The following is a 22,835-nucleotide window of genomic DNA, read 5'->3' as shown; positions in this document are numbered from 1 at the left end:
GGTGGTCCCGTGTGGTTCGCATCACATCAAAACGAAAGTGTGAGCGATAACATCGGCATTGTCAAAGATTTCTTTTCCGCACCCGCTGACGCGGTGTGAGCGCTAACATCCGTGGGGCGAAAATTGTCCGCGAGTGCCCGTCGGACAGGTCAGTGCAGTTCGTGTACCGACTGCTTACCGCTCTTGAGCCAACGCCCCGGCAGCCGGCCGACCAGCTCGCCGAGCGGGTGCACCGCCGCCGACAGGATCTCGACGGAATCCTGCAGGATGTCGATCGAAATGCTCATGCGCTCGATGTTGGGAGCAACGGACGTCAATGTCTCGGAGAGCTTCACCAACTGGTCCAGCGGCCCGCCCTTGGCCGTGAGGCGCTCGACGGCACCGTCCTCGGCCAGCATCGTCTCGAGAATGCCGTTCTCGGCGATGGCCCTCTCGATGAGGCCGTCCTGACGCGTCAGCACCTCGAGCGGACCATCCTTGGCCGTCAGTCGTTCGAGGGGACCGTTGGTGGCGGTGATGCGGTCGAGCAAGCCGCCCTCGGCCAAGAGACGTTCGAGTGGTCCGTCTTCGGCCAGCAGTCGATCGAGGGGCCCGCCGGGTGCGAGGATTCGTTCGACCGGGCCGCCCGGGGACAACAACCGCTCGAGGGTGCCGTCCTCGGACGTGAGGCGATCGACGACGCCGCCCTGGGCGAGCAGGCGATCGAGTGGACCGCCCTCCTTGAGTGCGTTGCCGAGGGCGCGGTCGTCGGAGGTGAGCTGACCGAGCTGTGCGAGCAGTTGCATCGTGCCGCCGCGGGGGTTGGCGAGCGAGGCCACTCCTGCGGTGCCGGACGCACCGGTGGCCAGCGCCATGCGGGTGGTTGCCAGCGCGACCTCCGCAACGCCGATCGCCTGTTCGGCAATGGCAATCCCGGCGCGCGCGGGCAGTGTGATCGCTGACACCCAGTTCATCGTTTTACTGTAACTGCTCGTAGCTCGGAAAATCAGTGAAGAACCTTCAGTCCCACGACGCAGCCGACGATGCCGACCAGAAGTGCAATTTTGAGCAACGATGCAGCTTCTTCGCCGGTGATCATGGCGTATGCGACGGTGAGGGTGGCACCGATTCCTACCCAGACGGCGTAAGCGGTTCCGGTGGGCAACGACCGCATCGCGATTGCGAGACCGATCATGCTGAGCACCACCGCGACTCCGAAGACGACGGACGGACCCAGTTTGGTGAAGCCCTCGGACTTGCCGAGCGCGGTTGCCCAGATCGCTTCGAGAACACCGGAGACGACGAGAATGAGCCAAGCCATGAGAAATCACTCCTTGCACCGTCTTGTCGCTGTTCGGGTACGGTGCGCTCGTCCGATTGTCGGAAGTGACTTGTACGATCGTACCAATCTTCGCGGGTGGTGGCCAAGGGTTTCGGGGACTCAGTATGCGTACGTGTTCGCCGGTGCCTCGATTCGTTCGATTTTCGACACCGTCATCGTGGGCGTGAATGCGGTGTCCTCGGTCGCCGTGGCCGCGTCGACGGTCCCCTGAATCCGTAGCCAGGTGCCGTCCGGAATGTCGTCGACAGCGCCACTACCAGCGTCGAGATGGATGCGAACCGACCTGGCGTCCGCCGCGCAGCAGATGATCAGAATGCGGGCCAGGTCGAGGCCGTTTCTCGTACCGTCGACGCGCGGCGAGCCTCCGTTCGCGGTGGCGACAGCGAATCCGGTGACGCGAATCTCCCGGCCGTCGAGACTGCGTTCGGAGTCCCTGACCGCGCGTTGTACTACATCGAGCAGTGCAACCTCGGGTGCAGGCTCGCCCGGCAGGGGTGGGAATGCCGTCCTGGGTTCATCGGCCGCAGAGGTGACCGGACGATCGCCGACTGCCGAGACTCCCAGCGCGGGAGGTGCTACCAACAGGATGACCGCGACCGGCACCAGCAGTAGCCAGTACGGGCGCGCATCGTGATCGTGCCCGTCACCGCCGTCGGGCCCGCCGCGCCGGATGTCGGCAACGATCGATGCGGCCGCCAGGACCACGATCAACACCCCGGCGGTCAGCAGGAACGGATGCAGCGCGGGTTTGACGTATCGCACAAAGCTGCCGTCCAGCGAGATCTTCACCATGGCTCCGCCGAGGAGCAGGAGCAGAAGGTTCTGCACTTCGCGCTTCATCGCGGGCCCACGACGAGGTAGCCGCACACCGAGGCGCACACGATCGCGACGACGAAGGTCAGCGGCGCGAAGCGTGCGACGAAGCCGCGTCCGAAACTGCCTGCCTGCATCGCCATCAGCTTCACGTCGACAGCAGGTCCGACCACGAGGAAGACCAGACGCGGCAGCAAAGGCAGCATCGACATGCTGGCGGCGACGAACGCATCGGCCTCCGAGCACAGCGCGAGTACCACCGCCAGGACCGCCATCACCAGAATCGACAGCATCACCTGCCCGGCGAGATGCTCGAACACCCAGTCCGGAATCACCAGGTGCAGCAGTGCGGCGGCGGCCGCTCCGAACACCAGGAAGGCCCCGGCCTGCAGCAGATCCGCGCGTGCGGATTCGCGGAACGTCGCCCAGGTCGAAGTTCCGTGATCGTGTCCACGGTCGGCCAGTCGCGCGGTGATCCACTCCGCCTTGCCGAACCTTGTCCACAGCCAACCCATCACCAGGGCGGTGGCGAGAGAGCCGAGGAACCGGGCGAGAACCATCTCCGGTTCGCCGGGAAAGGCGACGGCGGTCGAAACCAGGACGACGGGATTGATTGCCGGCGCGGACAGCAGAAACGCCAGGGCCGCGGACGTCGGGACACCCTGATCCATCAGCCGACGCGAGACCGGGACGGCACCGCACTCGCAGCCGGGCAGCGCCATTCCCGCGAGTCCGCTCACCCCGACCGCGGCGGTTTCGTTCTTCGGCACCACTTTCTGCAGCACCGCGGGCGAGACGAACGCTGCAATTCCTCCGCTCACGAGGACTCCGAGCACCAGAAACGGCGTTGCCTGCACGAAGATCCCGGTGAACACCGTCGCACCGGTACGCAGAGTCGGGGACGAATCGACCCATCGGGCGAGGTCGGGTCCGAATACGATGCCCAACACGAGCAGAGTTGCGAATACGTGCATGGATGAGACCGCGGGCCGAGTGCTGGTGCGGGGGCCGGCGTTCGCGTCGCGCATGTCCCCGCCATCATGCCCCTTTCGGAGTGGCTCACAGCAACCTCACAGCAGGAGTCCAGCGGACGTGCAGCTTCTCGCGCGATGATGGACACCGTGAGCGAGACACCCGAGGCCCGAGTACTGATCGTCGACGACGAACCGACCATCGTCGAACTTCTGTCGGTCAGTCTGAGGTTTCAGGGATTCGAGGTGGCGACGGCGTCATCCGGCCCCGAGGCTCTCGACAAGGCGCGTAACTTTCGGCCCGAGGCGCTCGTTCTCGACGTGATGATGCCCGGCATGGACGGGTTCGGTTTGTTGCGCCGGCTGCGCGCCGACGGAATCGACGCGCCCGCGCTGTTCTTGACGGCACGTGATTCGGTCGACGACAAGGTGACCGGGCTGACCCTCGGTGCGGACGACTACGTCACCAAGCCGTTCTCGCTCGAGGAAGTAGTGGCCCGGCTCAGAGTGATCCTGCGCCGGTCGGGCAAGAGCGAGGACGCGCAGCCGTCGCGAGTTGCGTTCGCAGACATCGAACTCGACGACGACACCCACGAGGTGTGGAAGGCAGGCGAGCCGATCTCGCTCTCTCCCACCGAGTTCACGCTGTTGCGGTACTTCATGGTCAACGCTGGAACGGTGCTGAGCAAGCCGAGGATCCTCGATCACGTGTGGCACTACGATTTCGGTGGTGAAGTGGGAGTGGTGGAGTCCTACGTGTCGTATCTGCGTCGCAAGGTCGATACCGGAGACACCCGTTTGATCCACACGCTGCGGGGAGTCGGCTACGTCATGCGCCGGCCACGGTGACGGGCGCTCGAGCTCGGCTGCGGAATCTGCCGCTGCGATTCACGTTGGTCGCAGCGTTGCTGCTGTTGGTCGGGCTGGGCTTGCTGGCGTCGGGGGTGGCTGTGACGTCGTCGCTCGAGACGTCGTTGATGCGTCGCCTGGACAGCCAACTGGTCGAAGCGTCCCGTGGTTGGGCGCAACCCGACGCTCGCCCGCTGCCACCCGTGGACGAGCCGAATCCCGGTCGCCCACCGTCGAACTTCTTCGTTCGCTCCGTGGCCGACGACGGCACCGTTCGCGGGCCGATCAACGATGTAGCGGAGAGTGTTCCCGACCTTTCGGGCTCACCGTCGTCGGTCCCGAAGACCGTCGGTTCCGAGGGCGACCCGTCGAAGGAGTGGCGGGTGATCACGGTGACCAACAGCGAGGGTTCCACCACCGTGGGGATGTCGCTCAGCGCCAACCAGCAGACCGTCAGCAGGCTCGTGGCACTCCAGTTCTACATCGGTGCGGCCGTGTTGCTGGCCCTCGCCGTGATTGCCTACTTCGTGGTGCGGCGCAGTCTTCGCCCGCTGCGCGAGGTGGAGACGACGGCCGCGGCCATCGCTGCCGGAGACCTGCACCGTCGAGTCCCCGAATGGAGTGAGAAGACCGAGGTGGGCCGATTGTCGGCGGCCCTGAACGGGATGCTCTCGCAGATTCAACGCGCATTCGCGGCAACCGCGGCCTCGGAGGAGGCGGCCCGTGCGTCCGAAGACCGAATGCGCCGGTTCGTCGCCGATGCCAGCCACGAGCTGCGCACACCGCTGACCACCATCCGCGGTTTCGCCGAGCTGTACCGGCAGGGCGCGATGAGCGACATCTCGTTGCTGATGACGAGAATCGAAGGCGAGTCGGCGCGAATGGGCCTGCTCGTCGAAGATCTGCTCATGCTCGCGCGTCTCGACGCTCAGCGGCCCCTCGACATGCGCCGCGTCGACGTACTGACCATCGCCGCCGATGCCGTACACGACGCCAAGGCGGTCTCGCCGGCGCGCGACATCTCTCTGAAAGTGCTGTCTGGACCGGGAATTCCCGAAGTGGTCGGTGACGATGCTCGGCTGCGTCAGGTGCTCGCGAACCTCGTCGGGAACGCCGTTCGGCACACCCCCGAATCCGCATCCATCACGGTGTGCGTCGGGACGACCCAGTCGTCGGTGCTGCTCGAAGTTCAGGACACCGGGCCCGGTCTGGCAGAGGCCGAGGCCGCGCACGTCTTCGAACGCTTCTATCGAGCAGACTCGTCACGGACGCGCGAGAGCGGCGGCAGCGGGCTCGGACTGTCGATCGTCGCGGCGTTGGTGGCAGCGCACAACGGTACCGTCGAGGTGCGGAGCGCTCCCGGAACGGGCGCAACGTTCCGCGTCGAATTACCCAGGCCGACAGGCTGATTCGTCGGCTTCGCGGGAGGGCTCCTCGTCGGCTCGTGCCTTCCTTCGCTCGGCGAGCTTGGTGTATGCGGCGGCAGCGAGCGGCGCAGCGACGAGCATCGACACCAGACGGATCACCTGCACGCACGCAACGAAGGTGACGTCGGACCCTGTCGTCGCAGACACGGCCAGCACCGCCGCCAGACCGCCGGGTGTGGTCGCCAGGTAGCCGGTCAGCATGCTGACTCCGGTGACCGCCGACAGCACCCAGCCGAACAGTGCGCAGACAACCCCGATCGAGACGACCAACAGTGCAGCCCACGGAAAGATCCGTCCGATGGCGCGCAGGCTCGCGACGGTGAAGGCAAGGCCCGCTTGCCATCCGATGACGATGAATGCCACCGGCAGCAACACGGCGGGCACCGAGATGTCGACGGGCCACCCGAGTAGTTCGCAGGCACCCGCGACCACCAGTGGCCCGAGGGTGGCGGGCGCGGGCAGTCGGATCAGCCGTGCGAGCAGGATTCCGGTGATGACGGCACCGATCAGAAAGACCGTGCCGATGTACCACGGCGTCGTCGACTGGTCCTGAGTGCCTGCCCCGCCATCGGTGTCGGTGTGGAACGCGAAGGTGACGATCAGGGGCATCGTGACGACCACGAGTGCGACACGGAGGTACTGGACCACGGCAACGATCCGCTCGTCACCGCCCAGTTCACGAGCAATGGACACCAGACCCGTTGCGCCACCGGCAATCAGGGACAGGGCCCCGGTGACAGGGTCGATGTCGCGATGCAGTGCCAACAGCGCGCCGCAACCGGCGCTGACGACCAGCGTGCCCGCGCCGACGAGAACGGCGGGAATCCAGTTCTCGCCCAACGCCCCGAGCGTCTCGGTGTCGAGCATCAGGCCGATGGTCACCGCCAGTGTGCCCTGCGCTGCCATCGATGCGGGCCGGGGCACCGCAGCAGGGCCAAGACCGGTCAAAGCGAAGATCACGGCGACGACGAGGGCGGCGAACAGCGACGGTGCCGTCAGGCCCAGGGCTTCGAAAAGGGCCCAGCCCCCGACGGATACGGCCGCGAGGCCGATCCATCGGAGGCTGTGACCGAGCACCTGGGTCACGCGGTGTCGAGCTCTCACGCTCCGGACTTGACGAGCAGAACCGGAACCGGGATCTCGAGCAGCAGACGCTGAATGGTCTGCCCCATCAGGAACTTGCCGACTGCCGAGCGGTGGCGTGAGCCGACCACCAGGATCTCGGACTTCTGCTCTTCGACCAATGTCAGCAGGGTGTTGACGGCGTCGGGATCGGGCCTGCCCACGGCCACGGTCCAGGAGACGGAGTCGGCGTTCTCGATGTCGACGAGGGCAGTGTCCACTGCGGTGGAGACCGCAGCAGTTTCGGCTGCCTCGGCGGAGGGCTCGGCCGATCCCGACAGTGCGTGCAGAACGACGAGGTCGGTCTCTCGGATGCGTGCTTCTCGAACTGCGGCGGCCAGTGCTGCGCGGCCCTCGGGTGAATTGTTGTGCAGTACGCCAACAGTCATGACGGTTTCTCCTTCAGGAAGGTGGGGTGGAGGATCAGCCGAAGGGGATCTGGCCGAGAACGATTCCGACGGCCAGCATGGCGAGGGAGACGACCACCGCTCGCCACAGCACCTTCTTGTGGTGATCGGCCAGCGACACTCCGGCAAGGGTGACCAGCAGCAGGATGGCCGGAACCAGCGGACTCTGCAGGTGGACGGGCTGGCCGGTGATCGAGGCACGTGCCATCTCGACCGGATCGATGCCGTACTTGCTCGCGGTCTCGGTCAGGACCGGCAGGATGCCGAAGTAGAAGGCGTCGTTGGTCATGAAGAACGTCAGCGGGATGCTCAGGATTCCGGTGATGACGGCCAGGTACGGGCCCATGCCGGACGGGATGACGTTGAGCAGCCACTCGGCCATGGCCTCGACCATGCCGGTGCCCTGGAAGACGCCGGTGAGGATTGCCGCGGCGAGCACCATGGCGACCACGGAGACGATGGAGGACGAGTGCCGTGCGATCGCGTCGCCCTGCTCCTTGACCTTGGGGAAGTTGACCGTCAGGGCGATGGAAGCAGCGATCATGAACAGAACCGGAATCGGCAGGATGTCCATGACCAGGATGACGAGCAGGATGACCGTCAGAGCAGCGTTGAACCACAGCAGCTTCGGGCGCAGGGTGTCGCGGTTGGGATCGAGGCCGTCGAAGAACTGACCCGATTCGCCCTCGGCCGATCCACCTGTTCCTGCTCCGCCGCCGCCCTTGCCGCCCTTGCGAAGACTTCCGCCGCCGGAGGCGACCAGCTCGGGCTCGTAGATGAGCTTGCCGATACGGCGACGCTCCATGATGCCCAGGTGCACGGCGAACAGCAGCACGATGATCAGGCCGACGATCATGGACGGAACCATCGGAACGAAGACGTCGGAGGGTGAGATTCCGAGAGCGGATGCGGCGCGAACCGTCGGGCCGCCCCACGGGATGATGTTCATCGTGCCGTTGGCGAGGCCGGCGACAACAGTCAGAATCACCGGGCTGACACCGAGTTTGAGGTACAGCGGTAGCAGCGCGGACGTGACGATGATGAATGTCGTCGAGCCGTCACCGTCGAGCGAGACGACCATGGCCAGAATGGCAGTTCCGACAACCAGTTTCATCGGGTCGTTGCGCACGAGACGCAGGATGCCGCGCACCAGTGGGTCGAACAGTCCGACGTCGATCATGATTCCGAAGAAGATGATGGCGAAGAACAGCAGGGCCGCGGTGGGGGCCAGGGACTTGATGCCGTCGGTGATCATGTCACCGATGCCGAGCCCGGCACCGGCCAACAGGCCGAAGATGACGGGAACGAGGGTGAGCGCGACGACGGGCGTGGCTCTCTTGGTCAAGATCAAGAACATGAAGGCGGCTACCATGAGGAAGCCGAGTATCACCAACATCGTGCACTCCTTCTCGAAATGTGTGAGGTGGGTCCGGTTGGACTACGTGTTGTGACTGAAGTTACGTAACCGGCATCACATGTTCGCTGTTGTGCGCACTACCCGCGCAAGCAACGTAAAGAGCCTTTTGCGCATTGTGCTCGAGCGGCTCGCGCTCTAGCCTTGGCACGTGCGATTGAGGACTCAAGTGCTGTTGCTGCAGGCTGCGTTGGTTGCGGTAGCGCTGGCAGTGGCCTTCGGGGTGTTCGCGATCAGCAGCGGTGAACAGGCGAGCGAGGAATACGGCGAACGTGCGTTGGCCGTTGCGCGGACGGTGGCGTCCGATCCGCAGGTGCGTTCGCTGGTCGAGCAGTTCTCGGCCGCAGACACCGCAGGTACCGACGCTGCACCGGCCGGCGTGTTGGCCGGCGGCGCGCTGCAACGGGCGGGCGAAAGCGCGCGGGAACGCACCGATGCCCTGTTCGTCGTGATCACCGACGATCGGGGTCTACGTTTGGCGCACCCCGATCCGACCGTCCTGGGGCAACGGGTGAGCACCGATCCGTCGGGTGCTTTGGCGGGCAACGAGGTGGTCGAGCAGGAGCGCGGCACGCTGGGTGACTCCGTTCGTGCCAAAGTTCCTGTGCTGGCGCTCGGTTCGAGTGACGTGGTGATCGGCGAAGTCAGTGTCGGCATCTCCACGACGGCCGTGCGCACCGAACTGGTGAAGGATCTGATCAACGGCGCATTGGTGACCGGAGCCGTGCTGCTGTTGGGTGTGCTCGGCTCGATCCTGTTGGCGCGCAGATGGAAGCGGCTCACCCTCGGGCTCGAACCCGAGGAACTGGCCGAGCTCGTACGCGAGCAGGAGGCCGTGCTGCACGGCATCGGCGAAGGCGTGGTGGCCGTCGACCCCGACGGCGTCGTCACGGTTGTCAACGACGAGGCGCGCACGCTGCTGTCGATCGACGGCAAGCCCGGGATGCGTGTCGAAGACATCGGCCTGACGCCCAGGTTGCTCGAGGTCATCGAATCGCCGACGGCGGAACCGGTGCTGGCTGCCGTGAACGAGGTCGTGGTGATTGCGGCCGCCCGAAAAGTACTGCGCGACAATCGAGATCTCGGTACGGTGCTGACCGTGCGTGACCGAACCGATGTGGAGACACTGACGCGCCAACTCGACGCCGTGCAGTCGATGTCTGCAGTGCTGCGCGCGCAGCGGCACGAGTTCGCGAACCGCATGCATCTGGTCAGTGGACTGCTGCACGAAGGCCACCCGGACCGCGCGTCGCAGTACATCGACGAGATTCTGGGTGTGGGACCGAGATCGGAAGCAGTCGAGGGGATCGATGCCGTGTCCGACGCCTATCTGCGTTCCTTCCTCACTGCCAAGGCCGCGCATGCCCGCGAAAGTGGTGTGCGCCTGGTACTGGGGGAGAACACCTGGGTCGGCGGCGAACTGGTCGGACCGGTGGATGTCACCACTGTGCTGGGAAACCTGATCGACAATGCGATCGACGCGGCCCGGCTCGGGGCACGGCGACCTGCCGAGGTGGAAGTGGAACTGGTGCAAGAGGATTCGACACTACACATCGTGGTCGTCGATTCGGGTGACGGCGTTTCGTTGACACCCGAGCAGGTGTTCGTCGAGGGTGTCTCGACCAAGTCGACAGCGGACACGCCCGGTGGTCGAGGTGTGGGACTGGCACTGAGTCGACAGATCGCGCGTACCCGTGGCGGCGACGTGACACTGGCCGACGTCGGTGGGCGGATCACGGCGGACAACGACCGTGGGGGCGCGGTGTTCATCGCCACGATTGCCGACGCTCTACTGATTCAGGAAGTGACGCAATGAGAGTTCTCGTCGTCGACGACGATTTCAGGGTGGCGGATCTGCATGCGGCACTGGTGAATTCGCTCGACAACTATGAGGTGGCCGCGGTGGCGACCAGTGTCGCCCAAGCGCGTGAGCTGCTGACGGCACAGTCGTTCGACCTCGCTCTGGTGGACGTCTATCTGCCGGACGGGTCCGGTATCGAGCTGGTCCGCGAACTCCCGTGCGACGCGGTGGTGCTGTCGGCCGCGGCGGATCAACAGACGGTCCGATCGGCGATGACCGCGGGCGCATGGACGTATCTGATCAAACCGTTTCCGCGGTCGGCATTGGTCGACCGGCTCACCGGATACCTGACTTACCGCGGGGCGCTGGATCGCTCGGAAGAACTGACTCAGGCGGACATCGACGGAGGACTCGACGCCCTTCGCCCGCGTGCTGCGGCACCGTTGCCGACGTCGCAGTCGGTCACCCGTGATCTGGTGCTCGACGCGGTGCGCGGTACGGCGGAGCCGATGTCGGCCGGAGAAGTCGCGGCGGCAATCGGGATTTCGCGGGCGACCGCGCAACGCTATCTGGCCACCCTGGTCTCCAAAGGACGGTTGCGGATGCAGCTGCGCTACGGGTCGACCGGGAGGCCGGAGCAGGAGTACTCGTCAGCGCCGGGTGCGTGAGAACGCCACCACCACGGCCCCGAGAACCGAGATCGCGGCAGTCACCAGGGCCGCTGTGTTCCAGCCCGTCGTCAATGCCGCTGCGCTGTGATTGCTTATCGATTGGGTCATTCCGCGGGCTCCACTCCCGGCCGGAACAGCCACCACCGCAACCACCGTGACGCCGATTGCGGAGCCGACGTAGCGCGCGGTGTTGTTGGCTCCGCTGCCCATTCCGCCGCGGCCGGCGGGAACGCTTGCCACCGCCTCGCGACCGAGAGCGGCATTGAGTATTCCGCTGGCAATGCCCGCTACGAGCAAGCCGGGAAGCAATCGGGACCAGGATGCGTTGTCGGACAACCCCGATACCATCACCATTCCTATCGCGACACCCACCAGACCGACGGCGAGTTGCGTCCGACCGCTCACCGACGCAGGGATCCTGCGGGCCAGCAGGGCAGTGACGACCGACGTACCGGACCATCCGAACAGCAGCAGGGCTGCCCCGAGAGCATCGATTCCCAGTGCGGTGCCGACGAATCCGGGCATATACGACATCAATGCGATGATCCCGCCACCGGTGGCCAGTGCCGCGACCGTCGCTGCGAGGAAAGGTGGATGCCTGAAGAGCGTCAGATCCAGCATCGCCGTTGCACTGCGCAATTCGAGGATCGTGAACGCGGCCAGCAACAGTGCGGCGAGGGCGAAGAGAACGATGGGAGTGACGGCGGTCCAGCCCTGTCTGCCCTCGACCAACGCGGCCAGCAACGCGGCGATGCCCGTTGCCAACAGCAGCGCGCCGACCGGATCGAGCCCGCGCGGGGCGTCGGACCTGGATTCTTCGACGAGTAGGTGCGCGGCGACCGCCAGTGCGACCGTGGCGATCGCGAGGACCACATAGGCCTCACGCCAGCTCGCCCAGCGATCGAGTACGGCGGCCAGCAGCGGGCCGAGCGCAATGCCGGCACCGACGCTCGCGCCCCAGACTCCGCTCGCCTTGGCGCGCACGGGGCCTGCGGGGTGAGTGTGGGCGATGATGCCCAGGCTCGATGCGATGACTGCGGCGCCGCCGAGGCCCTGGAGGATGCGGGCCAGTACGAAGATCAGCGTATTCGGAGACACGGCACTGATCAGGGTGCCGACTGCCAATACCGCGGCTCCGAGTGCGAAGGTGCGGCGACGGCCGAAGTCGTCGGCGATGGTCCCGGTGGTGAGCAGTGCGGCGGCGAGACCGATGCTCATCGAGCTGAGAATCCAGGTGCGCCCCGCTGCGTCGGACATCAGATCTGCCGCGGTGCTGTTGATCGTCGCGAGCGGGGCGGTGAACGCCATCAGAGTGAGCAGAGTGCCGAGGGCCGCGATGGAGAGTGCTCGGGTGCTGTTCGTGGTGCTGGTGGGCGAAAGTGCGCTGTCGGTCATCGTTGTCCCTTTGGTCTGGTGATCGAACTGTAAACGCCCAACTTGGTTCGGTCAACAGACTGTACGATTGCCTCATGGCTCTAGGAATCGACTACGCCCGCCAGGACTGTTCCCTGGCTCGCGCTCTCGAGCTGGTCGGCGAGCGCTGGACCATGCTCATCGTGCGCGACTGTTTCTTCGGCGTCCGACGCTTCGGCGATTTCCAGGTTCACCTCGACATTTCCAAGGCAGTTCTCGCCCAACGCCTCGGTGCGCTGGTCGACGCGGGGCTGCTCGAACGGCAAGCCCGAGCCCTCGAAGGCGGACACGACGACTACGTTCCTACGGCCGCCCTCGAAGCACTGTGGCCGGCCGTCTTCGCCCTGAGCTATTGGGGTGAGGCACAGACCGCGAAACCCGCGGGAAAGCGTCGACGATTTCTCCATGCGCACTGCGGAACCGATCTCGGGCAACTGGGTATGTGCCCCGAATGCGGGGTGGCGCCCGAGCCCCGCGACATCGACACCGACATCGGGCCCGGGTACGACCCCGACACGCGATCCGACGACGTGTCGATGCAGCTGCGAACGCGTCGACGCTTGCTGACGCCTCTGCGCTGAGCGAGGTGCGTCAGTTCGGGACGTGAGCCTCGTGGCCGAGGTTGCGCAGTGCCGTTCGGAGCTTGGCCGCGGCCTCGTCCTGTGACTCGGCCGACGGATCAGGGTCGGCACCCGAGATGTCGAAGTTGCCCATGTCGTACGCCGGGAACACATGCAGGTGCAGGTGCGGTACTTCGAGCCCGGCGATGAGTAGGCCGGCTCGGGGAGCGTCGAACGCAGTCCTGACGGCCTGACCGATGATCTGCGCGACGGCAGTGACCTTGGCGAACGCGGCACCGTCGACGTCCTGCCACTGGTCGATCTCCTCGCGCGGAACCACCAATGTGTGGCCCTGCGTGACCGGCGCAATCGTCAGAAACGCGACCACGTCGTCGTCCTGCCAGACGAACCGTCCCGGAATCTCGCCGGCGATGATCTTGCTGAAAATGGAAGCCATGGGAACAGGATGCCTTACTGCTCCCGAACACAGGTCGCTCCGCAGGCTCCGCTCCCGGACATTGGTCACTCCGCAGGCTCCGCTCCCGGCCACATCTCCCAGCCGATTGCCAGGTTCGTCGCAGGGTGGGTGCAGCTCCGGGCTCGATTCTGGTCCACATGACAACGAATTCCCTCGCACGAGCAGCAGGCCAGCGGCCCGGCTCGAACGCCACTGCCACTCTCGAGGTGGTCATTCCGGTCTACAACGAAGAAGCCGATCTCGAACAGTGCATTCGTCGTCTGCACGAGCACCTCGAGGACCGAATCCCGTTCCGGTCTCGAATCACGATTGCCGACAATGCCAGCACCGACGGAACCCTCGCCGTCGCGCATCGACTCGCCGACGAGATCGACGGAGTTCAGGTCCATCACCTGGACGAGAAGGGACGCGGTCGGGCGCTCAAAGCCGTGTGGCTGGCCTCGGACGCCGATGTCGTGGCCTACATGGACGTCGATCTCTCGACCGACCTCAACGCTCTGATGCCGCTCATCGCACCCCTGATGTCCGGCCACTCGGACCTCGCCATCGGATCGCGGCTGAACCGATCGTCCCGGGTGGTCCGTGGTGCCAAACGTGAATTCATCTCGCGCAGTTACAATCTCATCCTGCGCACCTCGCTGCGCACACGATTTTCGGACGCGCAGTGTGGCTTCAAGGCCATGCGTGCCGATGTCGCGCGGCAGTTGCTCCCGCTGGTCGAAGACACCGGATGGTTCTTCGACACCGAATTGCTCGTCATCGCAGAGAAAGTGGGCCTGCGCATTCACGAGGTGCCCGTCGACTGGGTCGACGATCCGAACAGCAGCGTCAACATCGTCGACACCGCAGTCAAGGACCTGCAGGGATGCTGGCGCGTCGGCCGCGCCCTCGCAACCGGTGTGCTGCCGGTCGCCGAACTACGTCGAAGCCTGGGACGGGAGCCGCTCGTGCCCGGTGTGCCGCACGGAATGATCAGCCAGATGGTGCGATTCGGCATCATCGGCGTCGCCAGCACCATCGCCTACGCACTGCTCTATCTCATGCTGCACTCGCTGATCGGCGCACAGGCAGCGAACTTCTTCGGGCTGTTGATCACAGCCGTACTCAACACAGCGGCCAACCGCGCCTTCACCTTCGGCGTCCGGGGGTCCGAGGGTGCCGGTAAGCATCAACTCCAGGGATTGGTGATCTTCGGCTTCGCGCTGCTGGTGACCAGTGGGTCGCTGGCCGTGTTGCACGCCTGGGTTCCCGATGTGTCCCGGCACGTCGAACTGGCGGTCCTCGTTGTCGCCAATCTCGTAGCCACCGTGTGCCGATTCGTCGCTTTGCGGTGGGTCTTCGGTAGCTCCGAGTCTGTCGTCGCGCAGTCGACAGCATCGGAGAACAGCCGGTGACGACGACGATCGAGCGGCCCTCCGAGGCTGCGCCGTCGGCCCCCGTGACGTCCCCGCGGTGGGAATGGGCCGGGCTGGTTGCGTTGCTCGTCGGAACCGGCGTCGCCTACATCTGGGGCCTCGGTGCCTCCGGTTGGGCCAACTCGTTCTATTCCGCTGCGATACAGGCCGGTTCGGTATCGTGGAAAGCCTTCTTCTTCGGATCCTCCGACGCCGCCAACTCGATCACGGTCGACAAGCCCCCGATGTCTCTGTGGTTGATGTCGTTGTCGGTGCGCATCTTCGGGCTCAACTCCTGGGCGATGCTGGTGCCGCAAGCACTCCTCGGAATAGCCTCGGTGGCACTGCTCCGTGCCACCGTCAAGAGACGCTTCGGCGGAGCGGCCGGTCTGCTCGCAGGCTTGGTGCTGGCTGTGACTCCGGTTGCCGCACTGATGTTCCGGTTCAACAACCCCGATGCGTTGCTTGTGCTGCTGATGATCGCATCGGTCTGGGCGCTGCTGCGAGGCGTCGAGACCGGAAAGACCAAGTGGCTGTTGATCACCGGCATGTTCGTCGGATTCGGCTTCCTCACCAAGCAGCTCCAGGTGATGCTCGTCGTGCCACCACTGGCGCTGACCTACCTGATTGCCGGGCCACCGAAATTCCTGACCCGAGTGCTTCAGCTCTTCGGTGCACTCGGCGCGATGATCGTCTCGGCCGGATGGTGGCTGCTGATCGTGGAATTCTGGCCGGCGTCGTCTCGGCCGTGGGTCGGCGGTTCACAGAACAATTCGATCCTCGAACTCACGCTCGGCTACAACGGATTCGGTCGCCTCAGCGGCGACGAGACCGGAAGCGTCACCCCTGGGCGAGGCGGGATGGGAGCGGACATGCCCGGCGGCATGGCCGGCGGGATGCCCGGCGGAATTTGGGGAGAGACCGGCATCTTCCGAATGTTCGATGCCTCCCAGGGCGGCCAGATCGCCTGGCTCATCCCGGCTGCGCTGATTCTGCTGGTTGTCGGACTCGTGTTGCGCGGCAGAGCACCTCGCACCGACGGGCAACGAGCCTCGCTGATCGTCTGTGGGTCCTGGTTGCTCGTCACCGGGCTGACGTTCAGCTTCATGGCCGGAATCTTCCACTCGTACTACACCGTTGCGCTCTCGCCCGCGATCGCTGCTGTCGTCGGCATCGGCAGTGTGATGTTGTGGCGGCGACGCGACACGTACTGGGTACGGATCGCGATGGCCGTCGCGGTGGCGTCGACCGTGGCGATGGCGTGGGTGCTGCTGCGCCGCAGTGAGAGTTTTCTGCCGTGGCTGAAGTGGGCGATTGTCGTCGTGGGAATTCTGGCGGCCGTGGCGCTGCTCGTTCCCGCGCTGACCCGAGGCAGGCTGGCGGCGGCGTCGATCCTGGCGGTGATGTTCGCCGGACTTGCCGGGCCGACGGCCTACGCAGTCGACACGATCGGGACACCGCACTCGGGGTCCATCGTCTCGGCCGGTCCGAACACCGGGATGCGCGGATTCGGCGGTATGGGTGAGGGTCGCCGCGGTCAGGGTGGTCTACCGGGTGGAATGCAGTTGCCCGCAGGGATGCAGTTACCGGCGGGATTCCCCGGTCAGGCCGGGCAGTTGCCCGGTACCGACGGTGGTTCCGAGACGGGCGGTACCGGACGAGGTATGGGCGGCGGTATGGGTGGTCTGCTCGAAGGCAGCACTCCGACCGCGGCGATCACTGCGATGCTCGAGCAGGACGCAGGCTCCTACACCTGGGTGGCAGCGGCTATCGGATCCAACACCGCGGCAGGCTACCAATTGGCCACCGAAGACCCCGTCATGCCCGTCGGCGGGTTCAACGGCACCGACCCGTCGCCGACCCTCGCCGAGTTCCAGCAGTACGTCGCCGACGGACAGATCCACTACTTCATCGGCGGCGGCGGGATGCCGGGGATGGAGTCGGGTACCTCGGCCGCGATCTCGGCCTGGGTCACCGATAACTTCACCGCGACCACGGTCGACAACGTGACGTTCTACGACCTCACGCAATAACGACGAACCATCACGAAAGAGCCCCGCACCGTGACAGGTGCGGGGCGCTCTCGCGTCGAGCAGATAGTCTGATGCACTGTGCGCGTACTAGTCATTGGTTCCGGTGCTCGTGAGCACGCCCTTCTACTTGCGTTGAAAGCCGATCCGTCGGTCGAGAAGCTCTTCGTGGCTCCCGGCAACGCAGGTACCGCGAAGCTCGCCGAGCAGCACGCGGTCGACGTTGCCTCCGGCGAGGCGGTGACCGCGCTGGCGAAGAAACTCGAGGCCAATCTCGTGGTCATCGGACCCGAGGTGCCCTTGGTTCTCGGGGTCGCCGACGCGCTCCGCGAGGCAGGCATCGCCGCGTTCGGCCCCTCCGCCGACGCCGCGCGCATCGAGGGGTCCAAGGCGTTCGCCAAGGACGTGATGGCAGCAGCGGGTGTACGCACTGCGCACAGTGAAATAGTCGACTCACCCGCTTTGCTGGACGCAGCTCTCGACCGCTTCGGTCCGCACTGGGTGGTCAAGGACGACGGGTTGGCCGCGGGCAAAGGCGTCGTCGTCACCACGGATCGCCTCATCGCTCGCGATCATGCCGCCGAGCTCCTCGAGAACGGTCACCCGGTGCTGCTGGAATCGTTCCTCGACGGACCCGAGGTCTCCCTCTTCTGCCTCGTCGACGGTGAGACCGTGGTGCCGCTGCTGCCCGCGCAGGACCACAAACGCGTCGGCGACGGAGACACCGGGCCCAACACCGGCGGCATGGGTGCGTACACCCCGCTCCCGTGGTTGCCCGAGGGCGCGGTCGAGCAGATCGTGCACGATGTGGTGAAACCCGTTGCCGCCGAGATGGTGAAGCGCGGCGTGCCGTTCTCCGGACTGCTGTACGCCGGCCTGGCGATGGGGTCCGACGGCCCGGCCGTCGTCGAATTCAACTGTCGCTTCGGCGATCCCGAGACTCAGGCAGTGCTCGCGCTGCTCGATTCACCCCTCGGTGAGGCGCTGAACGCGACGGCAACCGGCACTCTCGCGGCGCTGCCGCCCCTGCGCTGGAAGGACGGAGCAGCCGTCACCGTCGTCATCGCTGCCGAGAACTACCCCGGTCGACCCCGTACCGGGGACGAGATCCTCGGCTCCGATGGTGCAGGCGTCCTGCATGCCGGCACTGCGGTCAAGGACGGAGTGGTGGTGTCTGCGGGCGGACGCGTGTTGAGCGTGGTCGGCACCGGATTCGACCTCACCGCAGCCCGCGACGATGCATACTCCCGAATCGCTGGAATCCGCTTGCCGGGCAGTCACTTCCGCACAGACATCGGACTGGCTGCAGTGGAGGGTCGCATCTCGTTGTAGGTGACCTGGGTGACTCGCAGGTGCGCTGAGTGTCCACAATTTCACTTAGCACACGGGATCCCGTGCGAAGCCCCGAAAAGTGGACACTCACGTCAGTTGTCCACAGGTAGCAGCGTTATCCACATTTCTCGAATCGCTAGGCCACGAGTGGATTTCCGACGCCAGGCTGTAGTCCATGGGGGTATACACGAGGCAGCAGCTGTTGGACACCGGCGTCAGCGAGGGCACAATTGCGTATCGGACGAGAGTCGGCACGCTGACCCGGCTGCTTCCGAGCATCTACTGCACCGGCGAACCGACGTACCGTGACCGTTGCGTCGCTGCCACGCTCTGGCAACCGCACGCAGTGCTCAGCCATCTCGCTGCGGCGTGGTGGTGGAACCTGCTCGAGCACGAACCCGATCACGTGGACATCACAGTTCCTCGCACGTCGAGAACACGCGGTCCGAAGTGGCTGCGGGCGTACCGACGCAGTCTCACCGAGTCGAGCTTCGCGGACGGTCTGCCGGTGGTGACCATCGAGCAGTCCATCGTCGACGTCGCTGTGTCGCTGACCCGGCCCGAATTGGAGCAGTTCTTCGACTCTGCGCTGAGCCGCGCGGTGAGCTGGCGCGGGGTCGCGAGGCAATGCGAGAAGTCGGCCGGGATGGCCGGCATCACCGAGGTGAGAAGGCAGCTGCGACTGTGTTGCCCGCGCACTCTGTCCGAACCCGAACGCTTGGTGGCTCGGGCACTCACGGCCGCGGGCTACTTCCTCGAGATCAACGCGGAGGTGGGGCCCTACTACGCGGATCTGATGGACCGTCGCGCTCGGGTGATCGTCGAAATCGATGGACGTGAATTCCACAGCGCACCGGGTGTGTTCACCAACGACCGCGTGCGCCAGAATGCTCTGCAACTCGACGGCTGGCTGGTGTTGCGCTATTCGGCGGCGATGGTGCTGACCGACCTGGATTATGTGGTGCGGCAGATCGTCGACACCGTACGACGTCGCCGGAAGGCACTGACGTGAGTGTCCACAATTTGTGCTGTCAGACGGGATCCCGTGGCTGCCGCGAAATAGTGGACACTCAGTGCACCTGCGCCGGGCGAATCGACGTCAGTAGTGTCGAAATATGCACAGTGAATCGCAGCGATCGAAGGTCGAGCCGTTTCATGTGATGGACGTGTTCGCGGCAGCGGCCGAGCGGGCACGCACTCACGGCGATGTACTCTCGCTCGCCGCAGGTCAGCCATCCACCCGTGCACCCGGTCCCGTGTTGCGTGCCGCCCGGGAGGCCCTGGACGCGCATCTGCTCGGATATACCGAGACGCTTGGAATTCTGCCGCTGCGCCGTGCAATCGCCGAGTACCACAGCGCGCGGTACGGAATCACCGTCGACGCCGACGACGTGGTGATCACCACCGGGTCGTCGGGCGCGTTCACTCTGCTGTTCCTCGCTGCGTTCGACGCGGGAGATACCGTTGTGATGGCCAGGCCCGGTTATCCGGCCTATCGAAACACGTTGGCGGCGTTGGGCTGCCGGGTTGTCGAACTGGACTGCGTCGAAGAGACGCGGTTCCAACCGACCGTCGCGATGCTCGAGGAACTGCCCGAGCCGCCCGCGGGGCTCATCATCGCGAGCCCCGCCAATCCCACCGGCACGATCATCGACGCGGATGAGCTGGCCGCGATTGCGCGCTGGTGCGACGAGCACGGCACGCTGCTGATCTCGGACGAGATCTACCACGGGATCTCCTACGGCAACGCGCACACGTCCAGCGCATGGGAGACCTCGAAAGAATCCGTCGTGATCGGATCGGTATCGAAGTACTTCTCGATGACGGGTTGGCGGCTGGGGTGGATGTTGCTTCCCGCCCGATTGCGCAGGGCCGTCGAACGATTGGCGTCGAACATGACGGTCTGCCCGCCGGCGATCTCACAGGTTGCGGCCATTGCGGCGTTCACCGAAGAATCTCGCATCGAGTTGGATTCGCACGTCGAGCGCTACGCCGTCAATCGCCGAATTCTGCTCGACGGCGTGCCGGACATGGGCATCACCGATGTCGCACCGGCCGACGGTGCGTTCTACGTGTACGCCGACATTGCGCATCTCACCGATGATTCGCGGAGTTGGTGTGCGCGAATCCTTTCCGAGACCGGTGTTGCGCTGGCACCGGGGGTGGATTTCGACACCGTCCGCGGCAACCACACGGTGCGGTTCTCGTTCGCAGGCACCACCGCGGACGTCGAAGAAGCATTGGAGCGACTTCGTCGTATGTGAGTGTTTCCTCGTAGCAGGCTACGAGGCTGGAGTGGAGCATGCGGAACGACAGGAAGGCGCTGAGCTCACATGCGGCGCAGCCGCTCCAGCACCTCGTCGATGTCTGCGGAGTCGACGTCACGGTGGGTCACGAAGCGCACCTTGCCCGCGACGGTCACCGCGGCGATACCCAACTCGGCCAGCTCCGCGACCGTCTGCACGGGGTCGGTGACCGATGCAAGCACGATGTTGGTCTCCGGGTTCGGCACGTCCCAGCCCTGCTCCCGCAGTCCACGGGCGAGGGTCGCCGCGTTGGCGTGATCCTCGGCCAGATCATCGATTCGATCCAGCGCAACGAGCCCTGCCGCAGCCAGAACGCCACCCTGACGAACTCCGCCGCCCAACATCTTCCGGACGCGTCTGGCCTCGTGGATTCGCGCGGCGTCGGAGACCAACATCGAGCCGACGGGCGCTCCGAGGCCCTTGCTCAGGCACACCTGCACCGTGTCGGCTCCTGTGGTCAACGACGCGATCGGAACATCAAGGGCCACAGCGGCATTCCACAGCCTCGCTCCATCGAGGTGAATGCGAAGGCCCGAGTCGCGTGCCGCGGCAACGAGTTCGGACCATTCATCCGGTCCGAACACGGCACCGCCGGCAAAGTTGTGGGTGTTCTCGAGCGAGAGCAGCGTAGTCCGCAGCGCGAAGTACGGCCCTGCGCCGCCGGCCTTGGCGCGCACGGTCGACGCGAGGGGACGGCCGGGGCCTGCGTCGTGGGGGAGGGCGTCGGGCATCCCGCCTGCCAACCACGCCGCGGTGCCGAGCTCGGATCCCAGCACGTGCGCGTGCTCGGGTGCCAGGAACCGATCGCCGCGCTGCAGGTGCAGCATCAGCGCGATGATGTTGCCCATCGATCCCGACGGGACCCACAATGCCGACTCGAATCCGAGCATGCCCGCGACTGCCTCTTCCAGTGCCGCCATCGTGGGGTCGTGATCGAGGACGTCGTCGCCCACTTCGGCGTCTGCCATGGCTTTTCGCATGACCGAATCGGGCCGGGTGATGGTGTCGGAGCGGAGGTCGATCGTTCTGTGTGCCACGAGTAACGACAATTCCATAGCGCCAAAGCAGTCCGACGAACGGCCTCGAGCTGGCACGATGACTTGAATGTCCGCAGGTCCGACCGAGTCGCAACACAAGGTGTCGGGTGCGACTCCGAAGGGAGTGCGCCGCCGCCAGGCACTGGCGTCGGCCGCTGCGGACCTCCTCGTCGAGGGTGGCTTCGACGCGGTTCGGCACCGATCCGTGGCCGCACGAGCCGGTCTTCCGCTGGCGTCGACCACCTACTATTTCGAGTCTCTCGGAGACCTGGTAGCCGCGGCAGTCGACGTCGTCGGAACCCGTGAGATCGACGTCATGCGTGGTCGTATCGAGGACGAGGGCAAGTGCTCGAACGAAATGGAATCGACGGTCGACCTCATCGTCGACCTGCTCATCGGGCCACAGGACGGCCACGAGCAACTGATCGCACGATACGAGCGCTTCATCGCCTCGGCCCGGCATCCCGAACTGCGGGAAGTGCAACTGCGGCTGCGCGCCCAGATCGACGACCTGCTCACCGACGTGCTGCGCAGATCGGGCCGAACCGTGCAGGAAGAGCAGCTTCGACGACTCGTGGCGGTGGTCGACGGAGCAGTGGTGGGCGCGCTCAGCGAAGTGGATCCCGATCCTCGTGAAATGGCGCGAAGCATGCTTCTGGCAGTCATCGACATCGTGGCACCGGCGGAGCAGGTGCCGGCCGATTGACTGCTAGTCGGTCTCGCCGGAGTTTGCGTCGTGGATCGGTGGCACCTCGCACACACCGTCCTCGCAGACGAGTCCGTGGTCGTCGCCGACCATCTCCAATGGGCCGCTCATGAGCCGGTAGCGGCCTTCTGCAGGACGTCGGCGAACACCGACGGTTCCTGCGCGCCCGACACACCGAGTCGTCCGTCGATCACGAAGAACGGCACACCGCTGATCCCGTAGGCGATGGCCTGTTCCTTGTCCGCCCGCACCGCTGGCAGGAACTCCTCCGACTTCAGGGCCTCGACCACCTCGTCACGGTCGAGGCCGACCTCCGCGGCCAGGTCGGCGAGATCATCGGTGCGGCCGACGTGGCGGCCCTCCTCGAAGTAGGCCGCCAGGAGCCGTTCCTTCATTTCGACCTGCTTGCCTTTCGACTTGGCGAAGTGCAGCAGCTCGTGCGCCTTGACGGTGTTGGTGTGCTTCAGGGCGTCGAAGTCGTACGCGAGCCCCTCGCCTGCGGCCAGCTCGGTCATCTGCTTCAACATTTGCGTGACCTGGGCGGCCGGCATGCCTTTGTGAGAGACGAGAAAGTCGACTTCGCTGCCGTCGAAGTCGACCGGTGTGTCGGGCGCCAGCTCGAACGAGTGGAACTCCACCTCGAGCGTTCCGCCCCCGGCGGTGAACTCCGCAGCGCCTGCTTCGAAACGGCGCTTACCGACGAAGCACCACGGGCACGCGATGTCGGACCAGATGTCTACCTTCACTGTTCGGCTCACGACGGCTGCAACATCGGAATGCGCT

At 65.4% G+C, this 22,835-nt stretch carries 22 protein-coding genes and 1 riboswitch; of the genes, 11 read left to right on the top strand and 11 right to left on the bottom strand.

Annotated features, from left to right (window positions below):
* Window positions 1–149 precede the first annotated feature (149 nt).
* From O4220_RS04230 to O4220_RS04215, 4 genes are all read right to left on the bottom strand, one after another.
* Window positions 150–953, bottom strand: a complete 804-nt coding sequence (locus O4220_RS04230) for an ABC transporter (protein ID WP_269602364.1) — start codon at window positions 951–953, stop codon at window positions 150–152.
* 32 nt (window positions 954–985) lie between these two features.
* Window positions 986–1,300, bottom strand: coding sequence for a DMT family transporter (locus tag O4220_RS04225; protein WP_269602363.1), 315 nt, complete (start codon window positions 1,298–1,300; stop codon window positions 986–988).
* A gap of 12 nt (window positions 1,301–1,312) precedes the next feature.
* A riboswitch (guanidine-III (ykkC-III) riboswitch) is annotated at window positions 1,313–1,375 on the bottom strand.
* A gap of 45 nt (window positions 1,376–1,420) precedes the next feature.
* Window positions 1,421–2,161 (bottom strand): TIGR03943 family putative permease subunit, encoded by a 741-nt coding sequence (locus tag O4220_RS04220; RefSeq protein ID WP_269602361.1) that lies wholly within the window; start codon window positions 2,159–2,161, stop codon window positions 1,421–1,423.
* Window positions 2,158–3,162: a permease gene (locus O4220_RS04215; protein WP_269602360.1), complete on the bottom strand. Its 1,005-nt coding sequence runs from the start codon at window positions 3,160–3,162 to the stop codon at window positions 2,158–2,160. The genes O4220_RS04220 and O4220_RS04215 overlap by 4 nt, the downstream gene beginning before the upstream one ends.
* 84 nt (window positions 3,163–3,246) lie before the next feature.
* Here O4220_RS04215 and O4220_RS04210 point away from each other — a divergent pair, with 84 nt between their 5' ends.
* On the top strand, window positions 3,247–3,954 hold the full coding sequence (locus O4220_RS04210) for a response regulator transcription factor (protein WP_269602967.1): 708 nt from the start codon (window positions 3,247–3,249) through the stop codon (window positions 3,952–3,954).
* Window positions 3,955–3,980: 26 nt separating this feature from the next.
* Window positions 3,981–5,363: a sensor histidine kinase gene (locus tag O4220_RS04205; RefSeq protein ID WP_269602966.1), complete on the top strand. Its 1,383-nt coding sequence runs from the start codon at window positions 3,981–3,983 to the stop codon at window positions 5,361–5,363.
* On the opposite strand, the gene O4220_RS04200 is transcribed toward O4220_RS04205, so the two are convergent.
* Genes O4220_RS04200 through O4220_RS04190 form a run of 3 tightly spaced genes read right to left on the bottom strand, consistent with a single transcriptional unit; the run spans window position 5,343 to window position 8,306 of the window.
* Window positions 5,343–6,485: an AbrB family transcriptional regulator gene (locus tag O4220_RS04200; protein ID WP_269602359.1), complete on the bottom strand. Its 1,143-nt coding sequence runs from the start codon at window positions 6,483–6,485 to the stop codon at window positions 5,343–5,345. The two genes, O4220_RS04205 and O4220_RS04200, sit on opposite strands and share 21 nt — an antisense overlap.
* Window positions 6,482–6,892 (bottom strand): universal stress protein, encoded by a 411-nt coding sequence (locus tag O4220_RS04195; RefSeq protein WP_269602358.1) that lies wholly within the window; start codon window positions 6,890–6,892, stop codon window positions 6,482–6,484. Before O4220_RS04195 ends, O4220_RS04200 begins: the two co-directional genes overlap by 4 nt.
* 34 nt (window positions 6,893–6,926) lie before the next feature.
* Window positions 6,927–8,306 (bottom strand): CitMHS family transporter, encoded by a 1,380-nt coding sequence (locus tag O4220_RS04190; protein WP_269602357.1) that lies wholly within the window; start codon window positions 8,304–8,306, stop codon window positions 6,927–6,929.
* A gap of 169 nt (window positions 8,307–8,475) precedes the next feature.
* Between O4220_RS04190 and O4220_RS04185 the strand changes: the two genes are divergently transcribed.
* The gene (locus tag O4220_RS04185; RefSeq protein ID WP_269602356.1) at window positions 8,476–10,140 is read left to right on the top strand and encodes a sensor histidine kinase; all 1,665 of its coding nucleotides are present in this window, start codon (window positions 8,476–8,478) and stop codon (window positions 10,138–10,140) included.
* Window positions 10,137–10,793, top strand: a complete 657-nt coding sequence (locus tag O4220_RS04180; RefSeq protein WP_269602355.1) for a response regulator transcription factor — start codon at window positions 10,137–10,139, stop codon at window positions 10,791–10,793. The genes O4220_RS04185 and O4220_RS04180 overlap by 4 nt, the downstream gene beginning before the upstream one ends.
* Here O4220_RS04180 and O4220_RS04175 read toward each other — a convergent pair.
* Window positions 10,776–12,191 carry an MFS transporter gene (locus tag O4220_RS04175; RefSeq protein WP_269602354.1) on the bottom strand — a complete coding sequence of 472 codons (1,416 nt, stop codon included), beginning with the start codon at window positions 12,189–12,191 and terminating at the stop codon, window positions 10,776–10,778. The two genes, O4220_RS04180 and O4220_RS04175, sit on opposite strands and share 18 nt — an antisense overlap.
* A 74-nt stretch (window positions 12,192–12,265) precedes the next feature.
* On the opposite strand from O4220_RS04175, the gene O4220_RS04170 reads away from it, so the two are divergent.
* Window positions 12,266–12,790, top strand: a complete 525-nt coding sequence (locus tag O4220_RS04170) for a winged helix-turn-helix transcriptional regulator (protein WP_269602353.1) — start codon at window positions 12,266–12,268, stop codon at window positions 12,788–12,790.
* A 10-nt stretch (window positions 12,791–12,800) separates the two neighbouring features.
* Here O4220_RS04170 and O4220_RS04165 read toward each other — a convergent pair whose 3' ends face one another.
* Window positions 12,801–13,226, bottom strand: coding sequence for an HIT family protein (locus O4220_RS04165; RefSeq protein WP_269602352.1), 426 nt, complete (start codon window positions 13,224–13,226; stop codon window positions 12,801–12,803).
* Window positions 13,227–13,384: 158 nt separating this feature from the next.
* On the opposite strand from O4220_RS04165, the gene O4220_RS04160 reads away from it, so the two are divergent.
* The 5 genes from O4220_RS04160 (at window position 13,385) to O4220_RS04140 (ending at window position 20,267) form a co-directional block, all read left to right on the top strand.
* Window positions 13,385–14,641 (top strand): bifunctional glycosyltransferase family 2/GtrA family protein, encoded by a 1,257-nt coding sequence (locus tag O4220_RS04160; RefSeq protein WP_269602351.1) that lies wholly within the window; start codon window positions 13,385–13,387, stop codon window positions 14,639–14,641.
* Window positions 14,638–16,674: a glycosyltransferase family 39 protein gene (locus O4220_RS04155; protein WP_269602349.1), complete on the top strand. Its 2,037-nt coding sequence runs from the start codon at window positions 14,638–14,640 to the stop codon at window positions 16,672–16,674. The genes O4220_RS04160 and O4220_RS04155 overlap by 4 nt, the downstream gene beginning before the upstream one ends.
* Window positions 16,675–16,752: 78 nt before the next feature.
* Entirely contained in the window at window positions 16,753–18,003 is a 1,251-nt protein-coding gene (gene purD / locus O4220_RS04150; protein ID WP_269602348.1) for a phosphoribosylamine--glycine ligase, read from the top strand.
* Between the two features lie 175 nt (window positions 18,004–18,178).
* Entirely contained in the window at window positions 18,179–19,015 is an 837-nt protein-coding gene (locus O4220_RS04145; protein WP_269602347.1) for a DUF559 domain-containing protein, read from the top strand.
* A gap of 103 nt (window positions 19,016–19,118) precedes the next feature.
* Window positions 19,119–20,267 (top strand): pyridoxal phosphate-dependent aminotransferase, encoded by a 1,149-nt coding sequence (locus tag O4220_RS04140; RefSeq protein WP_269602346.1) that lies wholly within the window; start codon window positions 19,119–19,121, stop codon window positions 20,265–20,267.
* Window positions 20,268–20,332: 65 nt separating this feature from the next.
* Here O4220_RS04140 and O4220_RS04135 read toward each other — a convergent pair whose 3' ends face one another.
* Window positions 20,333–21,364, bottom strand: coding sequence for a GntG family PLP-dependent aldolase (locus O4220_RS04135; protein ID WP_332112797.1), 1,032 nt, complete (start codon window positions 21,362–21,364; stop codon window positions 20,333–20,335).
* A 49-nt stretch (window positions 21,365–21,413) separates the two neighbouring features.
* On the opposite strand from O4220_RS04135, the gene O4220_RS04130 reads away from it, so the two are divergent.
* Entirely contained in the window at window positions 21,414–22,052 is a 639-nt protein-coding gene (locus O4220_RS04130; RefSeq protein ID WP_052065041.1) for a TetR/AcrR family transcriptional regulator, read from the top strand.
* 107 nt (window positions 22,053–22,159) lie between these two features.
* Here the strand turns inward: O4220_RS04130 and O4220_RS04125 are convergent, their stop codons facing one another.
* Entirely contained in the window at window positions 22,160–22,810 is a 651-nt protein-coding gene (locus O4220_RS04125) for a DsbA family oxidoreductase (RefSeq protein WP_269602342.1), read from the bottom strand.
* Between the last annotated feature and the right edge of the window lie 25 nt (window positions 22,811–22,835).

The organism is Rhodococcus ruber (assembly GCF_027270735.1).
GTDB lineage: Bacteria > Actinomycetota > Actinomycetes > Mycobacteriales > Mycobacteriaceae > Rhodococcoides > Rhodococcoides rubrum_A.
The sequence above is the reverse complement of the archived record's forward strand: the minus strand, read 5'-3'. Positions and strand labels throughout refer to the sequence as shown.

What these genes read in the sequence shown, in the direction of transcription:
- O4220_RS04215 (WP_269602360.1), bottom strand. Translation starts at nt 3,162, where the DNA reads ATGCGCGACGCGAACGCCGGCCCCCGCACCAGCACTCGGCCCGCGGTC.
- O4220_RS04170 (WP_269602353.1), top strand. Translation starts at nt 12,266, where the DNA reads ATGGCTCTAGGAATCGACTACGCCCGCCAGGACTGTTCCCTGGCTCGC.
- O4220_RS04160 (WP_269602351.1), top strand. Translation starts at nt 13,385, where the DNA reads ATGACAACGAATTCCCTCGCACGAGCAGCAGGCCAGCGGCCCGGCTCG.
- O4220_RS04220 (WP_269602361.1), bottom strand. Translation starts at nt 2,161, where the DNA reads ATGAAGCGCGAAGTGCAGAACCTTCTGCTCCTGCTCCTCGGCGGAGCC.
- O4220_RS04165 (WP_269602352.1), bottom strand. Translation starts at nt 13,226, where the DNA reads ATGGCTTCCATTTTCAGCAAGATCATCGCCGGCGAGATTCCGGGACGG.
- O4220_RS04130 (WP_052065041.1), top strand. Translation starts at nt 21,414, where the DNA reads ATGTCCGCAGGTCCGACCGAGTCGCAACACAAGGTGTCGGGTGCGACT.
- O4220_RS04195 (WP_269602358.1), bottom strand. Translation starts at nt 6,892, where the DNA reads ATGACTGTTGGCGTACTGCACAACAATTCACCCGAGGGCCGCGCAGCA.
- O4220_RS04230 (WP_269602364.1), bottom strand. Translation starts at nt 953, where the DNA reads ATGAACTGGGTGTCAGCGATCACACTGCCCGCGCGCGCCGGGATTGCC.
- O4220_RS04140 (WP_269602346.1), top strand. Translation starts at nt 19,119, where the DNA reads ATGCACAGTGAATCGCAGCGATCGAAGGTCGAGCCGTTTCATGTGATG.
- O4220_RS04135 (WP_332112797.1), bottom strand. Translation starts at nt 21,364, where the DNA reads ATGGAATTGTCGTTACTCGTGGCACACAGAACGATCGACCTCCGCTCC.
- O4220_RS04225 (WP_269602363.1), bottom strand. Translation starts at nt 1,300, where the DNA reads ATGGCTTGGCTCATTCTCGTCGTCTCCGGTGTTCTCGAAGCGATCTGG.
- O4220_RS04175 (WP_269602354.1), bottom strand. Translation starts at nt 12,191, where the DNA reads ATGACCGACAGCGCACTTTCGCCCACCAGCACCACGAACAGCACCCGA.
- O4220_RS04190 (WP_269602357.1), bottom strand. Translation starts at nt 8,306, where the DNA reads ATGTTGGTGATACTCGGCTTCCTCATGGTAGCCGCCTTCATGTTCTTG.
- O4220_RS04210 (WP_269602967.1), top strand. Translation starts at nt 3,247, where the DNA reads ATGGACACCGTGAGCGAGACACCCGAGGCCCGAGTACTGATCGTCGAC.
- O4220_RS04145 (WP_269602347.1), top strand. Translation starts at nt 18,179, where the DNA reads ATGGGGGTATACACGAGGCAGCAGCTGTTGGACACCGGCGTCAGCGAG.
- O4220_RS04180 (WP_269602355.1), top strand. Translation starts at nt 10,137, where the DNA reads ATGAGAGTTCTCGTCGTCGACGACGATTTCAGGGTGGCGGATCTGCAT.